At 34.0% G+C, this 16028-nt stretch carries 17 protein-coding genes; 14 read left to right on the forward strand and 3 right to left on the reverse strand.

The annotated features are described in order from the left end of the window. Positions 1-6: 6 nt before the first annotated feature. Genes DMB92_RS01545 through DMB92_RS01565 form a run of 5 tightly spaced genes read left to right on the forward strand, consistent with a single transcriptional unit; the run spans position 7 to position 4725 of the window. Complete coding sequence (locus DMB92_RS01545; RefSeq protein WP_142681276.1) at positions 7-1332, forward strand: MotA/TolQ/ExbB proton channel family protein; 1326 nt, start codon at positions 7-9, stop codon at positions 1330-1332. Further along, complete coding sequence (locus tag DMB92_RS01550) at positions 1322-2284, forward strand: OmpA family protein (RefSeq protein WP_142681277.1); 963 nt, start codon at positions 1322-1324, stop codon at positions 2282-2284. The genes DMB92_RS01545 and DMB92_RS01550 overlap by 11 nt, the downstream gene beginning before the upstream one ends. Continuing rightward, positions 2271-3146, forward strand: coding sequence for a 1-aminocyclopropane-1-carboxylate deaminase/D-cysteine desulfhydrase (locus DMB92_RS01555; RefSeq protein WP_142681278.1), 876 nt, complete (start codon positions 2271-2273; stop codon positions 3144-3146). Before DMB92_RS01550 ends, DMB92_RS01555 begins: the two co-directional genes overlap by 14 nt. A 27-nt stretch (positions 3147-3173) precedes the next feature. Continuing rightward, a complete protein-coding gene (locus tag DMB92_RS01560) occupies positions 3174-4346 on the forward strand; it encodes a hypothetical protein (RefSeq protein WP_142681279.1) in 1173 nt (390 codons plus the stop codon). Next, positions 4336-4725, forward strand: coding sequence for a YbgC/FadM family acyl-CoA thioesterase (locus DMB92_RS01565; RefSeq protein ID WP_142681280.1), 390 nt, complete (start codon positions 4336-4338; stop codon positions 4723-4725). The genes DMB92_RS01560 and DMB92_RS01565 overlap by 11 nt, the downstream gene beginning before the upstream one ends. Here DMB92_RS01565 and DMB92_RS01570 read toward each other — a convergent pair. The 3 genes from DMB92_RS01570 to DMB92_RS01580 are packed head-to-tail and all read right to left on the reverse strand — an operon-like array spanning position 4706 to position 6842. After that, entirely contained in the window at positions 4706-5752 is a 1047-nt protein-coding gene (locus tag DMB92_RS01570) for a hypothetical protein (protein ID WP_142681281.1), read from the reverse strand. The two genes, DMB92_RS01565 and DMB92_RS01570, sit on opposite strands and share 20 nt — an antisense overlap. Further along, complete coding sequence (locus DMB92_RS01575) at positions 5749-6363, reverse strand: uracil-DNA glycosylase family protein (RefSeq protein ID WP_142681282.1); 615 nt, start codon at positions 6361-6363, stop codon at positions 5749-5751. The genes DMB92_RS01570 and DMB92_RS01575 overlap by 4 nt, the downstream gene beginning before the upstream one ends. Further along, positions 6360-6842 (reverse strand): GNAT family N-acetyltransferase, encoded by a 483-nt coding sequence (locus tag DMB92_RS01580; RefSeq protein WP_142681283.1) that lies wholly within the window; start codon positions 6840-6842, stop codon positions 6360-6362. Before DMB92_RS01580 ends, DMB92_RS01575 begins: the two co-directional genes overlap by 4 nt. Positions 6843-7004: 162 nt before the next feature. Between DMB92_RS01580 and rpmH the strand changes: the two genes are divergently transcribed. From rpmH to purH, 9 genes are read left to right on the forward strand one after another with little or no spacing between them, the layout of a single operon-like run. Next, on the forward strand, positions 7005-7139 hold the full coding sequence (gene rpmH, locus DMB92_RS01585; protein ID WP_142681284.1) for a 50S ribosomal protein L34: 135 nt from the start codon (positions 7005-7007) through the stop codon (positions 7137-7139). Further along, complete coding sequence (gene rnpA, locus DMB92_RS01590) at positions 7127-7453, forward strand: ribonuclease P protein component (RefSeq protein WP_312845139.1); 327 nt, start codon at positions 7127-7129, stop codon at positions 7451-7453. The genes rpmH and rnpA overlap by 13 nt, the downstream gene beginning before the upstream one ends. Continuing rightward, complete coding sequence (yidD, locus tag DMB92_RS01595) at positions 7441-7770, forward strand: membrane protein insertion efficiency factor YidD (protein WP_142681286.1); 330 nt, start codon at positions 7441-7443, stop codon at positions 7768-7770. The genes rnpA and yidD overlap by 13 nt, the downstream gene beginning before the upstream one ends. Further along, positions 7763-9352 carry a membrane protein insertase YidC gene (yidC, locus tag DMB92_RS01600; protein WP_142681287.1) on the forward strand — a complete coding sequence of 530 codons (1590 nt, stop codon included), beginning with the start codon at positions 7763-7765 and terminating at the stop codon, positions 9350-9352. Before yidD ends, yidC begins: the two co-directional genes overlap by 8 nt. Beyond that, positions 9342-10190 (forward strand): Jag N-terminal domain-containing protein, encoded by an 849-nt coding sequence (locus DMB92_RS01605; RefSeq protein WP_142681288.1) that lies wholly within the window; start codon positions 9342-9344, stop codon positions 10188-10190. Before yidC ends, DMB92_RS01605 begins: the two co-directional genes overlap by 11 nt. Further along, positions 10183-11511, forward strand: a complete 1329-nt coding sequence (mnmE, locus tag DMB92_RS01610; protein WP_142681353.1) for a tRNA uridine-5-carboxymethylaminomethyl(34) synthesis GTPase MnmE — start codon at positions 10183-10185, stop codon at positions 11509-11511. Before DMB92_RS01605 ends, mnmE begins: the two co-directional genes overlap by 8 nt. Before the next feature lie 15 nt (positions 11512-11526). Beyond that, positions 11527-13701, forward strand: coding sequence for a phosphoribosylformylglycinamidine synthase subunit PurL (gene purL / locus DMB92_RS01615; RefSeq protein ID WP_142681289.1), 2175 nt, complete (start codon positions 11527-11529; stop codon positions 13699-13701). Then, positions 13698-14477, forward strand: coding sequence for a TerB family tellurite resistance protein (locus tag DMB92_RS01620; protein WP_142681290.1), 780 nt, complete (start codon positions 13698-13700; stop codon positions 14475-14477). Before purL ends, DMB92_RS01620 begins: the two co-directional genes overlap by 4 nt. Then, on the forward strand, positions 14477-16015 hold the full coding sequence (gene purH, locus DMB92_RS01625; RefSeq protein WP_142681291.1) for a bifunctional phosphoribosylaminoimidazolecarboxamide formyltransferase/IMP cyclohydrolase: 1539 nt from the start codon (positions 14477-14479) through the stop codon (positions 16013-16015). Before DMB92_RS01620 ends, purH begins: the two co-directional genes overlap by 1 nt. Positions 16016-16028 lie beyond the last annotated feature (13 nt).

Here is a 16028-nt window from a genome sequence, read left to right on the forward strand (position 1 = left end):
TAAAAAATGCAAAATGAAAATAAAGAAATTGCTGAATTGATTTTACCTGAAATCAAGGAACGCAAGGGCTTTTTAGTTTATGTAAAAATCGTTTTTATCCCTATACTTTTATATATTTTTGTATTACTTGGATATTTGGGGCAACTTGATTTAAGGGTTGAAAGTCATACTCTTTTTATGATGGGGATCATACTTTTCATCGCTTTAATTTTTGCAAGACATAATGCAGAATATGCCTCAAATATCTTCGAACAACAAAAAAATGAATTTAAGCAAGCTCTTAAAAAATATATTATGAAAAACTTTCTTACTATAGGCAATGAAACAAAATGTAATGCAAGTTTTGATGAGTTTGCTTATAGTTATATCAAGGGTGCAAGAAATGAGAATTTTGCCTCCATAGCTACAAGTATCTTTCCAATGCTTGGAATTTTAGGAACTTTTGTGAGTATTGCTATTTCTATGCCTGATTTTAGTTCTAATGATAGTCTTATGCTAGAACAAGAAATTTCACAGCTTTTAGGTGGTGTGGCAACAGCTTTTTATGTTTCTATTTATGGGATATTCTTAGCTTTATGGTGGATGTTTTTTGAAAAATTTGGCAAGAGCAAAATTCAAAGATTGATAACAAGACAAAAAATTTCAACAAGTGGCTTTTTTTGGACTAAGGAAGAGATGGATCATAAATACTTATCCTTAAGCTTGAAGCATTTTGAAAAAATCGGTGTGATTTTTGATCAGGTAAGTAATGAGGATTTTTTCAAAGAGCTTGATTATAGTATAGAGCGTAAATTTGGACTTTTTCAAGAAATGCTTAGTGTTGAAGAAAAATCAATAAAACTTAGTAGCGAGCATATCAAGCAGACTATGAGCGAACTAACTAGAGCTCATAGGACTCAAAAAGATTTAAGCAAGGTTTATCTTGAAATGACTAATGCCATAGGTTTGCTTAATCAAAATCTAAGAGATATAAGCACGAGAATGAGCGAACAATACAACCGCTTGCTTGATGTAAGTAACGAAAAAACCCAGCATCTTGACAGAACCCTAAGTAGTCTTGATGAGCGTATAGATGTCTTTAAGCGAAGTTTTGAGCATTATCAAAATTCTATGCTTGAAAATCAAGAAAAAGTCTTTATTGGTTTTAAAAATAGTCTTTTGCAAGGCATGAGAGAATTTAAAGATGTTTATGAAGAAGAACGCAATATTGATGACAAAATAGCGATGATGAGTCAAATGAAAGCTGAAATTCAAGAAATAGATCAAGAAGCAAGTGGGGTTATCGCTAAACTTTCAAAAGAGGATAATTCTTTAGCGAAAAATGAAATATAAAAATAATCCAGAAAAAAACGATAATTTTTACATTGTTTATGCTGACTTGATGGCTGGGCTTTTGTTTGTTTTTTTGCTTATCATTGGTGCTGTCGTGATCAAATACACTTTTGCTCAAGATGATCTTAAGCAAAGTAAAGAAAGCCTTGCTAGACAAAGTAAGAGTCTAGAGGAAAGCAAACAAGAGCTTAGAGATAAAGAAAAGATACTTTATGAACTAGGTTTAAGATTGAGTGCTACTTCTAATGAGCTTTTGAGTATGAATGAGCAAAAGAAAATGCTTGAAGCTAATGTAAGTTCTTATCAAGAACTTAGTAAAAATTTAAGTCAAAATTTAGATGATAGAGATAAACAAATGCTCATTTTACTTGCACAATTAAGTGCAAAAGAAGAAGAAGTGGATATCTTGAATCAAAAATATGAAAATATCAGGATCAAGATCGAAAATTTAGAGTCTTTACGATCAAGAATGATTGAGCAATTAAAACTAAATCTTGAAGCAAATGTAAGCATAGATTCTAGAACAGGGGCGATTTCTTTGCCGTCTGAAGTGCTTTTTGATAGAGGCTCTTTTGTTTTAAAAGAGGAAGCAAAAGAAAATTTAAGACAGATTTTAAATCAATACCTAAGTGCGATTTTAAATAATAATGAAATTTTATCAAATATAGAAAATATCACTATTGAAGGGCATACAGATTCAGATGGTTCTTATATGTATAATTTGGATTTGTCCCAAAAAAGAGCCTATGAGGTGATGAGTTTTATCTATTCTTTTTATAAAGATCCAAAACTTCAAAAATATTTGCTTGCAAGTGGGAGAAGTTTCTCAGATCCTATTTTAATCGGCGGAAAAGAAAATAAAGAAAGAAGTCGTCGCATAGAGATCAAATTTAATATCTCAAATGAGGCAACGATCAAAGAAGCCTTGCAATTATTTAATGAAAATAAGTAAGATAGATCCCTTTTGTCTTCTTGGCTTTGATTTTTTTGTTAAAAGAGATGATTTAATCAGCGAGCAAATTAACGGCAACAAAGCACGCAAGCTTGCCTTTTATCTTAAACAAAACTATCCTTCAAATCAGCGTTTTATAAGCTTTGGAGGTTCTCAAAGTAATGCTTTGGTTGCTCTAAGTGCTTTTACTTTTCAAAGAGCTTATAAGCTTATTTTTGTTTGTGAAAAAATTTCATCTTTTTTAAAGCAAAATCCGTGTGCAAACTACGCACAAGCTCTTAAAAATAAGGCTTGGATCTTAGAAAATTTAGACTTTGAAAGCTCTAAACAAATGGCTTTAAATTTATGTAAAAAAGGAGACATTTTTATCCCTCAAGGTTTTGCTTGTAAGGAAGCCGAGCTTGGATACAAGGAGCTTGCAAATGAAATTTTATCTCAAGAAAAGGCTTTAGGGCTTAAATTTGACATTTTTTTACCCTCAGGCACAGGAACTTCAGCACTTTTTCTAGCAAAAAATTTAAGAAATCATCAAATTTATACTTGTGCTTGCGTGGGCGATGAGGAGTATTTGAGGACACAAATAAAAGAACTTGATCCGCAATTTGATTTTTCAAATTTGTGTATTTTAAATTTGCCCAAAAAATTTCACTTTGCTAAGCCTTATAAAGAGCTTTTTGAAATTTATAAAGAAGCTAAAAATGCGGGGCTTGAGTTTGATTTGCTTTATGATAGTGTGGGCTTGCTTTGCGTTTTGGCTCATCAAAAAGGCTTTAAAAAGCCTCTTTTATACATACATCAAGGCGGAGTAGCTGGCAATGAAAGCATGCTTCAAAGATATAAATTTGAAAAAAATTTGTTATAATGTTTCAATCTATTTTAAAGGATTTTTATGCGTAAGGTATTGATTTTTGGGTGTTTTATAATTCTTTTTTTTACAGCTTGTGAAAAAAGAGAAAATACCAAGCTAGATGAAAAAGAAGTAGGGCAGGAACAAAATATAAGCCAAAATGAAGAGCAAGAAAGAGGGCATACTTTTAATTATTTGAAATTTCAAAGCAAGGATAATATCTACATTAGTTTACAAGGTGGTTGTAAGGAGCTTGAAGAGATTAAAGCTCTGCCTAGCAATGCTCATATTTTATGTCCTAAGTTAAGCCTTGAAATGCTAGATGATAATAAAAATCCAAGATATAAAAAGCTCAGCGGTGCAAAGGTTTTTTTAGATGAGGATAAAAAACATGTATTTGAGTTTGAGGATAAGGATTTTATTTATACCTTAAATGTAAAACAAATCACAGCCCTACACAAAAAAAGTCAAACTGCACTTTCTCAAGATTTGGAGTTAAATGCTGATATTCAGATCGATGCTTTAACACAAGAAGAAAATAAAAATTTCACAGATGATATCTTTTATTTTAGCCAAGATGATGAAAATTTTGCTTATTATGATGATAGCTCTAAGCTGAGTTTTAAGCCTATTAAATTTAGTCAGACCTATGTTTTAACTCCTGAATTATTTGAATTTTATGAAAATGATGATAAAAAGTGGTTTAGTCGTTTTTATCAATATGCATTTGATGAACATGATGGAGTATATTCAGATTATAACATGTTTTTAAAACGGAATGAGGAAGGCTTTAGCTGGTGTATTCAAGATACCAAAGATCAAGGTTGTTTTTTTATCCAAAGGATTAAAGAGCTTGAAAATGGACTTGTGTTTGAGTTTGCTGATTCTTACTTAGGGCAATTTAATGGAGGCTTTTTGGTAGAATCCTTTTTAGATGAGGATAAAAGTGTGATTTATAGCTGGAAGTTTTATTTTCAAGATATTTTGGGGATATATTTTAATGATGATTTTTTTGAGGACAGCAACGGGTTAAATTTCATAGAAAGAGAAAGTTTTATTTATCCTAAGTCTAGTGATGATCTTGATGCAGTGGTTTTAAAAAAGACAAAGATTTTTAACGAGATCTTAAGACTTTCTGGCTTTTGTGCTAGTGGCAATACACAGCATGAGGGATATGATGAAATTTGTCAAGTGGAGGAGCTAGATGAGGATTAGAGTGTATTATGAGGATACTGATGCAGGTGGGGTTGTTTATCATAGTAATTATTTGAAATTTTGCGAGCGAGCAAGAAGCGAGCTTTTTTTTGGCAAAGAGCCTAATATCTTTGATAAGGATAAGGGGCATTTTTTGCTTGCAAAGGCAAATTGTAACTTTTTAAAGCCTGCCGTGCTTGGAGATATGCTTGAACTTAGACATGAGCTTTTAGAATTTAAGCACGCTAGTCTTATTTTGCGTCAAGAAATTTACAAAGAGGAGACTAAAATATTTTCAGCTGATTTTACCTTAGTTTATGTGCAAAGTTTAAAACCAGCTGTGATAAGCGATGAGATAAAAGAGCTTTTCTTAAATGCTTTTAAAACTCCTCAAAGCTAAAATCTAGAGCTTTCATTAAATTTACATTATAGATGACTTGAGAGTTTTTGATATTTTCTTTAAAAATTCTTGAAGCCTTTGGATTTAAAAGCTTGGTGTAAAAATAATCAAGTCCAACACTAGTTGCATAAGCTACCCAGTTATAATCGATGCTTTGCAAAAACATCTCGTTGATATAAGATAGATTTTTATCCTTGTTTGAAATAGAATTTGCAATAATCATTTTCCTTCTATCATTGGCTTGAGTAAGCTTAAGTATGGTTGGATTATAGCCTATTTGAGTAAGCAAGATTGCATGAGGGTGCATTTCATTGGCTCTAAGCTGAGAAGCAAGGATAGAACTTGTTACTATAGGTGTGTTTAAAAAGACACTTGCGTTACTTAAAGAGCCTTGAGAGCGGATAAGTCTTGCGAAATTTACCTTTTCTCCAGTTGTGTTGTATGCTCTTACACTACCTTCTTGGCTTAATTCTTTTACCCTTCTTTCTAGATTACTTGAAAGAGCAGAATTATCAGAAAATATTGCTATATTTGAGTTTGATTGCTCTAAGAGCTTTTTGATCTGCTCATCATAGTCTATCCTTCCAAAGTATATATTTGAAGATGTGATTTGTGTATCATTTTTGTGCAGGGTTGGTATAAAAACAACGATATCACTAGGCATATTTTTAGCTATAAAATTCCCACCTTTTAGGGTTGTAGCAGCGATAACGAAGCCAAAATTTTGCTCATCAATTTCTTGAATAGCTTTCATAAGGGAAGAGTTTTCTTCATTTTGCGTTAAAAAGACCTTTATATCAAGTTTAGCATTTTGTCTAAAAATATAAGCAAAACTCGAGTTAATAACTGTATTTGAGTATCCTTTGATCACTTTTTGAGGGATAATAATAGCAATTTTATCATAAGTTCTTTTAGAGCTTGAACTCGCATTTAAATCTGTTATCTTTGCAGAAGTTTTAGTGCCAATATTTAAAGAACAACCAGCAATATATAAACACAGTGCAATAAGAAAAAATATATGTTTCATAATAATCCTTTTATTTTTTGTAAATCAGCAAGAAAATCTTGCTTAAAACTTGGATTTTTAGCTATGAAATCCAAATCAAAAGTACTCATTATCCAAGAGTTTTTATAAGAAAAAAGCTCTCCTCTTAATAAGGAAAAATCCTTAAAACCCAAGCATTCAAAGGAATTTTGTCCCAAGATGAGTACAACCTTAGGGCAAAGTAAATAAAACTCATTGAACCAGTAGGGTAAACATTGTTTCAAAGCAAAATCATCATTTTTATTTGCACTAAAACATTTTAAAACATAGCTCATATAATATTCTTCTTCATGCAAGAAGAGGCTTTCTTTAAGCATTGTTTTTAAATTCAAGCCCTTATTTGAGTTTAAAATCACTCCACTATCATTTTCGCTTTTTGAGATGAAACTATCTACTATCATGAGCTTGCAAGGTTTTTTCATCTTATCAAGAACGCTACATTTTCGTTTTTTAGACAAGGTGCAAAGACTGCAATTTGCAATTTGAGCTTTCAACTGATAAAAATCAAGATCTTCATTTTGAAAGCTTAAATGACTATCTATAAACTCATAACCAAAAGCTTTAAGATAATATAAACCTCTAATTTTACTCATTCTTTGCTTAAAATATCTAAATTTTCTCCGTCCAAACGATAAGTTCTCCAAATTTTGCTCATATTTTCAGCATTTAATCTTTCATAAAAGCCTATACCCAAATCATTTGAATGAAGACAAACCCATTCTAATCTCTTAAGCTTTTTTTCTTTACAAATTTGAGCTAAATATCTAAAAACAGCTTTTGCAAAGCCTTTTTTACGGAAATTTTCTCTTATATAAAGATCTTCTAGATAAAGTCCTCCATGCCCTAAAAAAGAAGAAAAGGTGTAAAAATAAATAGCATAACCTACGGCTTCGCCTTTGTATGTAAGTAAAAGAGCTTTTGCAAATTTATTTTCAAAAAGATTTTCTTCATAATCTTGCTTGCTTGCACTTAAAACATCTTCCATTTCCTCATAAATAGCTAGCTCTCTTACCATTTCAAGCATTTTTGGTAAATCTTTTTTTTCAAGTTCTTGAATAACAAATTCTTGCATAGTCTTTCCTTATAAAAATAAAGATATTTTCATAAACCTAAGTTAGAAATTTAGCGAAAATAAATAAAATTTACACTTAAGTTAAAAGCAATTTTAAGTAAAATTGAGCTAAAATAAGCATTTTATTTTACAAAATTTATACATTTAAGAAAGGAATAGAAAATGAAAAGAACTTTTCAACCTCATAATACACCTAAAAAACGCACACACGGCTTTCGTGTTCGTATGAAAAGCAAAAATGGTCGCAAAGTCATCAATGCAAGAAGAGCTAAAGGAAGAAAAAGATTAGCCGTATAAAAAGCATTTGCGATGAAAAGGATTTTTCAAAGCTTTATAAACAGGGCAAAAGATGGTATTGCGAGGGCATAAATGTGATATTTTTGGAAGCAAATGAACTTAAAATGTCTGTTATAGCCAGCAAAAAAGTGGGTCGTGCAGTAGATAGAAATAGAGCTAAACGCCTTATGAGAGAGGCTTTTTTTAAGGTTGAAAATCTTATAACTCGTGGTTATTATGTTTTGATTGCTAAGAATGATATTTTAGATTTAGATTTTTGTCAGCTTGAAAAAAATTTAAAATGGGGCTTGAGGAGACTTAAATGCCTAGCTTGATGATTAGGATATATCAAAAATTTATCAGTCCGCTAAAACCTGCTTGTTGTCGCTTTTATCCAAGTTGTTCTGAGTATGCCCTATGGCAGTTTCAAAGGAATAATTTTTTTCTCGCATTTATTTTGAGTTTTTATAGGATATTGCGTTGCAATCCCTACAATAAAGGTGGCTTTGATTATCCTAAAATTTACAAAAAAATACAGATAGACAAAGCAAATTTAAAGGCATCTCAATTTTTAAAAATTAGTTTTTTTTATATCCCATGTGGAAAAAATCAGTTTTATCTTGTGAAAAAATTAAAGGAAAATCGTGAATAATCAAAATAATCCAAACCAACAAAAACGCATTATCTTAGCTGTGGCTTTGAGTTTTTTGTTTTTTATTGTGTATAGTGAGTTTTTTGTCGCAAAAGTAGATCCTCACGATCATAACTCAAGCACAAATACAAGCGTGCAAAATCCAGCCCCAAATGTAAATTTAAGCACTAATACCCCAGCAGTAAATGAAGCTCCTATACAAGAAAAACCACAAAGTAAGGTTATTTCTACTATAGAAAGTGAGTATTTTAAAGCACAATTTGATGAGTTTGGACGCATTGCAAGCTTTAAGCTCAAGGGAAATAAATTTAAAGATGAAAAGAATGAAGCCTTGGAGCTTATAAGCTCTAAGACAAGACCTCTTGAAATCCGCTTTAGTAATCCTAGTTTAAACAATCTAGCTTTTTCAAATGCCTACACAGCTTCTGAGGAAAGCCTAAATATAACAAATAACGAAAGCGTAAAGCTTATTTTAACACAAAATTTAGGAGATCTCACTCTTGAAAAGATTGTAACCTTTTATGAAAAAGGCAATTATGATCTTGAGGTAAAATTAAGTGAAGCACACCCTTATTTTATCAGCACAGGTTCTCGCCCTGAAAGCGCTAAGGAAAGTTATGTTGTGCGTGGAGCTTTGTTGGTAAAAGAAGACGAAACCATAGAAACTTTCGAGGATAAAGATGTAAGTTCTCAAACAAGTTCAAAAGCTACTATAATTTCAGCTTTTGACGCTTATTATGCTTCTTTGTTTTATGATTTTGATAAGCCTTTAGATGCTGTGATTACCGATGCCGGAGAGGGTTATCCTTTGGCTTTTGCTCAGGCAAATGGAGATTTTAAAGCAAAAGGTTATATAGGGGCTAAGGAACATAGTATCTTAAAAACCATTGATAAGAGGCTCATTTTAGCTGTAGAGTATGGTTGGTTTACTTTTATTGCTAAGCCTGTGTATTCTTTTTTAGAATTTTTACATGATTATATAGGAAATTGGGGTTGGAGTATAGTTGCGTTAACTTTAATTATTCGAGTGATCTTATTCCCTCTTACTTATCGTTCCATGATTTCTATGAACAAATTAAAAGATTTAGCACCAAAAATGAAAGAATTAAGAGAACGCTACAAAGGCGATCCACAAAAAATGAATGTTCATATGATGGAGCTTTATAAAAAACATGGGGCAAATCCTTTTTCAGGTTGCTTACCTATACTGCTTCAAATTCCAATCTTTTTTGCAATTTATAGGGTTTTACTTAATGCTGTTGAGCTTAAAGGAGCTGCCTGGGCTTTGTGGATATATGATTTATCTGTATTAGATCCTTACTATGTGCTTCCTATCTTAATGGGTGCAACGATGTTTTTACAACAGCTTATTACCCCTATGGCTATACAAGATCCAACTCAAGCAAAGATTATGAAATTTTTACCTGTGATCTTTACTTTCTTTTTCTTATGGTTTCCAGCTGGGCTTACCCTTTATTGGTGCGTTAATAATCTTTGCTCGCTCTTACAGCAATGGGTAGTAAATAAACTTTTTGCGAAAGAACATCATAAAAAAGAAGTGGAAAAAGAACATGTTGATTGAAGAAAAAGATTTACAAAGTGCTTTAACTAAGGCAGCACAAGAATTAAACTGTTCTGTTGTTGATCTGGAGTATGAGCTTGTTCAAAGACCAAGTAGGGGATTTTTAGGTTTTTTTCAAAAAAATGCTATCATTGAAGCAAGAGCTAAGAAAAAAGCTCATAAATATGATGAAAAAAAATCACACAAAAAGAAAGAAAATTTTAAGTCTGAAAAAAAACATAGAGAAGCAAAACATCATTTTGAACACAAACAAACTCAAGAAAATCAGCCTTCTTTAAGTAAGGAAAAAGCTCCGCTTAAAGCCCCAGAATATAAGGTCAAAAATGAGGCGATTTTTGATGATTTTCACAAAGAAAGCAAGGAAAAGTATAAAATCGAAGATTGTATAGATGAGATTAGCCTTGATCTTAAAAATTTACTCAATTCAATAGGACTTGATATAGAAGTAAGTGAGGTTAGTATTTATGATAAAGATTGTGTTTATATCAAGCTTGACGGTGCTGATGCAGCTTTGCTCATAGGTAAAGAAGCTTATCGCTATAAGGCACTTTCTTATTTGCTTCATAATTGGATCAATTCAAAATACAAATTCTTAGTCCGCCTTGAAATCGCTGAGTTTTTAAAAAATCAAGAACAAGGCATGGAGCTTTATCTCAAAAATATCATAGAAAAGGTAGAGCATACAGGCAAGGCTCAAACCAAGCATTTAGACGGAGTTTTAGTTAAAATAGCCCTTGAAAAACTTAGACAAAGATTTCCAAACAAATATGTAGGTATCAGACAAAATGCAGATCAAAGATTTGTCGTTGTAAATGACTTCTTTAAGAAAGATGAATGATACTATAACAGCCCTAGCTACGGCAAATGCTCAAGGAGCGATAAATATAGTAAGAATGAGCGGTTCAAAGGCTTTACAAATCGCTCTTAAGCTTTGTAAAAAAAAAGAACTTGTGCCAAGATATGCACATTTGTGTAAAATTTATGCTAGCGATGAAAGTTTGATTGATGAGTGTATAGTTATTTATTTTAAAGCTCCTTTTTCTTTCACGGGTGAGGATATTGTAGAGTTTCAAACGCATGGAGGCTATATCTTAGCTTCTTTAATGCTTGAAGAATTACAAAAGCAAGGTGTGCGTCTTGCAAATGCTGGCGAGTTTAGCAAAAGAGCTTATTTAAATGGCAAGATGAATCTTTTAAAAGCCTCAAACATAGCCTCCTTAATCAATGCAAAATCCCAAAGCCAAGCCAAGCTTATAGCTAGAAATTTAGAGGGTAAATTAGGCGAGTTTTTGGAAAAAATAAGGCTTGATCTTGTAAAAACCCTAGCCTTTGTTGAAACGAGCATTGATTATGCAGATGATGATTTGCCAAGTGATTTATTTATGCAAATTCAAAATATGTGTGAGCAAAATGCAAAGGATCTTAAAAAAATAGCTGAAATTTCACTTTCAAAAAAGGCTCTTTTGCAAGGCTATAAAATCGCTATCATAGGTAAGCCAAATGTTGGCAAAAGCTCGCTTTTAAACGCCTTTTTAAACTATGAAAGAGCCATAGTTTCAAATGAGGCTGGCACAACCAGAGACACCATAGAAGAAAATTTACAAATCGGCTCTCATTTGCTAAAGATCATCGATACAGCAGGCATTAGAAAGGGTCTTGATGAGATCGAAAAAAAAGGCATAGAGCTTTCAAAAAAGGCTATTGATGAAGCAGATATTATCATAGCTCTTTTTGACGGCTCACGTAAAAAAGATAAAGAAGACGAAGAGCTTATAAGCTTAATCAAAGAAAAAGGTAAGGATAAAAAGATCTTTTGGCTTTTAAATAAAAGCGATTTAAGGCAAGAATTTAAAGAAGAAGGAGACTTTTTAAAGCTAAGCGTTCAAAAGGATATAAGCAAGCTTTTAAAAGCACTTAAAGCCTATCTTGATACAAATGAAAGTGTGGATTTTATCTTACCAAATTTAGAGCTTGTCCATGCTTTCATAAGGGCTAGCGAGGCTATATTTAGAGCTAGGGATTTATTAAGTGAGCAAAATTTAGAACTCTTTGCTTTTGAGCTAAATTTAGCCCTTAAGGAGCTTGAAAAATTTACTCATAGTTTTGAACAAGATGAGCTAATGGACGCTATTTTTAGCTCCTTTTGCCTAGGTAAATAAATTTAAAGGATAAAAATGGACAAAGAGCTTATAAAAGCACACAAAATCAGCGATGAAGAATATGAGCAAATCTTAAAAATTCTCGGTCGTGAGCCAAATTTATTAGAACTTGGCGTGATTTCAGCGATGTGGAGCGAACATTGTTCTTATAAATCAAGCAAGAAATATCTTAAAAATTTTCCTACTAAGGCTGATTGGGTGATACAAGGACCTGGCGAAAATGCTGGTGTTATAGATATTGGCGGAGGTTATGCGGCTGTTTTTAAGGTAGAAAGTCATAATCACCCAAGCTTCATCGAACCCTTTGCCGGTGCAGCAACAGGGGTTGGCGGTATAATGCGTGATGTTTTTACCATGGGTGCAAGAGTGGTTGCAGGGCTAAATTCACTTAAATTTGGAAGCTTAAAAGGCACTCATGCAAAACATCAAAAATACCTTGTAAAAGGCGTTGTGGGTGGAATTTCTCATTATGGAAATTGTATGGGAGTGCCTACCATTGGCGGTGAGGTCGCTTTTGATGAGTGTTTTAATGGCAATATCCTTGTAAATGCCTTTGCTCTTGGAATTTGTCCTATAAAAGATATTTTTTACGCTAAGGCTGAGGGCGTTGGAAATCCTGTCATTTATGTAGGCTCAAAGACAGGCAAAGACGGGCTTGGCGGTGCTGTTATGGCAAGTGATAGCTTTACGCAGGCAAGCAAAAGTTTGCGTCCAACGGTGCAAATTGGCGATCCTTTCAGCGAAAAGCTTTTAATGGAAGCTTGTTTAGAGCTTTTTAAAACGGATTTTATAGTGGGAATTCAAGATATGGGAGCAGCTGGGCTTACTTCAAGCTCTTTTGAAATGGCTGGCAAAAGCGGTAGCGGAATGAAGCTTTATCTTGATAAAACGCCGATGAGAGAAGAGGGCATGAATGCTTACGAGCTTATGCTTAGCGAGTCTCAAGAAAGAATGTTAATTTGTGCTAAAAAGGGTTGTGAAAATGAAGTTATCAAGATCTTTGAAAAATGGGGGCTTGATTGTGCGGTTATAGGCGAGGTTACTGATAGTGGAAAAATGGAGCTTTTCTGGGAAAACGAACTTGTGGGGCTAATTCCTATCGCACCTTTAAGCGACAAAGCACCTGTTTTAGACCGCGAGCTTAAAAAGCCTGCTTATCTTGATGAGATAAAAACTTATAAATTTGAGCTCAAAATGCCTGCAAAAGAGCTTTTCAAACAGCTTTTAAGTAATGAAAATGCAAATGACAAAGCCTTTATTTACGATCAGTTTGATTCTAGCGTGCAAACAAATACGATGAAAGCTGATGGCAAGCTTGGTGCAAGCGTGATTCGCGTGAAAGAAAATAATGCAGCCGTGGCTATGACTGTGGAGTGCAACTCGAGGCTAAATTTTATCGATCCTAAAATAGGTGCTATTTTAAATGTCGCTAATTCAGGCAGAAAAGTAGCTTGCACCGGAGCAAAACCGCTTTCAATTAGCGATTGTTTAAATTACGGAAGCCCTTTAAATGCTGAAGTGATGTGGCAGTTTGCAAAGGGTTGCGAGGGTATAAAAGAAGCTTGCAAAGCCTTAAATACACCTGTTGTAAGTGGCAATGTCTCGCTTTATAATGAAACTGAGGGCACAAGCATTTATCCAAGCCCTACTATCGTTTGCGTAGGCGTTTTAAAAGAGGCTTCAAAATGCCTAAAATCAAGCTTTAAAGCAAATACAAGCCTTTATCTTTTAGGCAAGACTTATGGCGAATTTGCCGGATCTTTAGCGATGAAAGTGCAAGATAGCAAGGTAGCAGGCGTTTTGAAAGATTTTGATTATGAAGCAGAATTAAAACTTTGGAACTTTTTGTATGAGGCAAACCAAAAGGGCATTTTAGCTTGTGCAAATAGCGTTGGCGTGGGCGGTTTGGCTATAAGTTTGGCTAAAATGTGTGCGATTTCAAATGTTGGTGTGAGTTTAAAAAGTGGCTTTGATGATGAGGCTTTGCTTTTTGATGAGAGTGCGAGCAGGGCTATTGTTGGGGTAAATGATGAACAGGCTTTTGAAGCTTTGGCGGCTGAGTTTAAGCTTGAATTTACAAGGCTTGGACAAAGTGTCGCTGAACTAAATTTTGTGCTTGATAACATAAATTTAAGCTTAAATGAGCTTAAAAAGCTTTATTTTGAAAGTTTTGAGGAGCAAATTCAATGATTTTTATCCTTCTGCTCGTAGCCATAGGCGTTTTTTACTGGTATTATAAAACTTGGGGCAAGCAGGATTTTTTAGGCTCTTTTGGGCGTGGTGCTAAGGGCTTTGCCAAAGGTTTTGCAAGTGGGGTTATGGAAGAAAGGCTTGATGAGTTTAAAAGAAAGATGAATTACTATGTCATCGCACTTTTAGCCAAGATCGCCAAAAGCGATGGCAGGGTAAGCGAACAAGAAGCGGATATGATCAGCCAAATTTTAGACGCTAATGCCAAAGATACACGCGAGCGAGAGTTTTTAAAGGCAAGTTTTAACGAGCATAAAGAAAATTTAAGCGATGCTTTATATGTGGCAAGGGAATTTATAAAAGAGGTTCCACTTCCTTTAAGTGAGCGTTTTAATGTGCTTCGTGTGCTTGTTTTTATGGCTTTGATTGACGGGGATTTTAGTGCTAAAAAGCAAGGAATTTTAGAAGAAATTTCCAAGGCTTTTGGCATTTCAAATCAAGAGCTAAACGCCTTTATAAAAGAGCTTCAAGGCATGCAAAGTAAAACTTCTAGGCAAATGGGGCTTGATGAGGCATTTTCTTTGCTTGAGCTTGATAAAAATGCTGATTTAAACGCTGTGAAAAAAAGCTACCGCTTGCTTGCTAAAAAGTATCACCCTGACATATTAAACGCAAATAATGTAAGCGAAGCTGAGCTTAAAAAAGGTGTTGAGAACTTTCAAAAGATAAATGAGGCTTATGAGCTGATTAAAAAGCATTTAGAAAGGAAAAATTAATGAAAAAAAGAGCCTTGCTAAGCGTTAGCGATAAGGATGGCGTTGTCAAGTTTGCAAAAGAGCTTAGAGCTTTAAATTTCGAGCTTTTATCAACGGGAGGTACTTATAAACTCCTTAAAGAAAATGCTCTTGAGGTTACAGAAGTAAGTGAATTTACGCAAAGTCCTGAGCTTTTTGAGGGGCGAGTAAAGACCTTGCATCCTAAAATTCACGGCGCGATTTTGCATAAAAGAGAAGACGAAAAGCATGTTAAAGAAGCAAGGCAAAATGATATTTCTAGCATTGATTTGCTTTGTGTGAATTTATATCCTTTTAAAAAGACTACGATTTTAAGCGATGATTTTGATGAAATCGTTGAAAATATCGACATAGGCGGACCTGCGATGATTAGAAGTGCGGCAAAAAACTATAAAAGCGTGCTTGTGGTGTGCGATCTTTTGGACTATAAAAGCGTGATTGAGGCTATAAAAGAGGGCAAAGATGATGAGAGCTTTCGCTTAAATTTGATGATAAAAGCCTATGAGCATACGGCAAATTATGATAGTTTCATAGCAAATTATATGAACGAACGCTTTAAGGGCGGTTTTGGCGAGTTTAAATTCATCGCTGGGCGTAAGGTCATGGATACAAAATACGGAGAAAACCCTCATCAAAAGGGTGCTTTGTATGAATTTGATGATTTTTTCAGCAACAATTTCAAAGCCCTAAAAGGAGAAGCAAGCTTTAACAACCTAACAGACATCAACGCAGCACTAAATTTAGCCTCAGCCTTTGATGAAGCACCTTGCGTGGCTATTATAAAGCATGGCAATGCTTGCGGTTTTGCCTTGAAAGAAAGCTTGCTTGAAAGCTACACAGAGGCTTTAAAATGTGATAGCGTAAGTGCTTATGGAGGAGTAGTTGCGATAAATGGGTGCTTAGATGAGGCTTTGGCTTTGAAAATAAATGAAATTTATGTAGAAGTCATCATCGCTGCAAATGTAGCGCCTGAGGCTTTAAAGGTGTTTGAGAGCAAGAAACGCATTAAAATTTTTACCCAAGAAAGTCCTTCTTTGAAACGCTCTTTTGATAAGTATGATTTTAAGCATATCGATGGGGGTTTTGTGTATCAAAATAGCGATGAAGTAGGTGAAAACGAGCTTAAAAATGCAAAATGCGTGAGTGAGAAAAAGGCTAGTGAGAAGGAATTTGAGGATATGAAAATCGCCCTTAAAATCGCAGCTTTTACCAAGTCAAACAATGTGGTCTATGTTAAAAACAAAGCCCTAGTAGCCATAGGCATGGGAATGACAAGCAGGATAGATGCAAGCAAGGCTGCCATAGCTAAGGCTAAGGATATGGGGCTTGATCTAAGAGGCTGCGTTTTGGCAAGTGAGGCTTTTTTTCCTTTTAGAGATAGCATAGATGAAGCAGCTAAAATAGGCGTTAAAGCTATAGTTCAGCCAGGAGGCAGTATAAGAGATGATGAGGTGATAAGAGCTGCAAATGAAGCTAAAATAGCACTTTATTTTACAGGCATAAGGCATTTTTTGCATTAAGAAAATGCCTTTC

Source organism: Campylobacter sp. MIT 99-7217 (genome assembly GCF_006864365.1).
Lineage (GTDB): Bacteria > Campylobacterota > Campylobacteria > Campylobacterales > Campylobacteraceae > Campylobacter_D.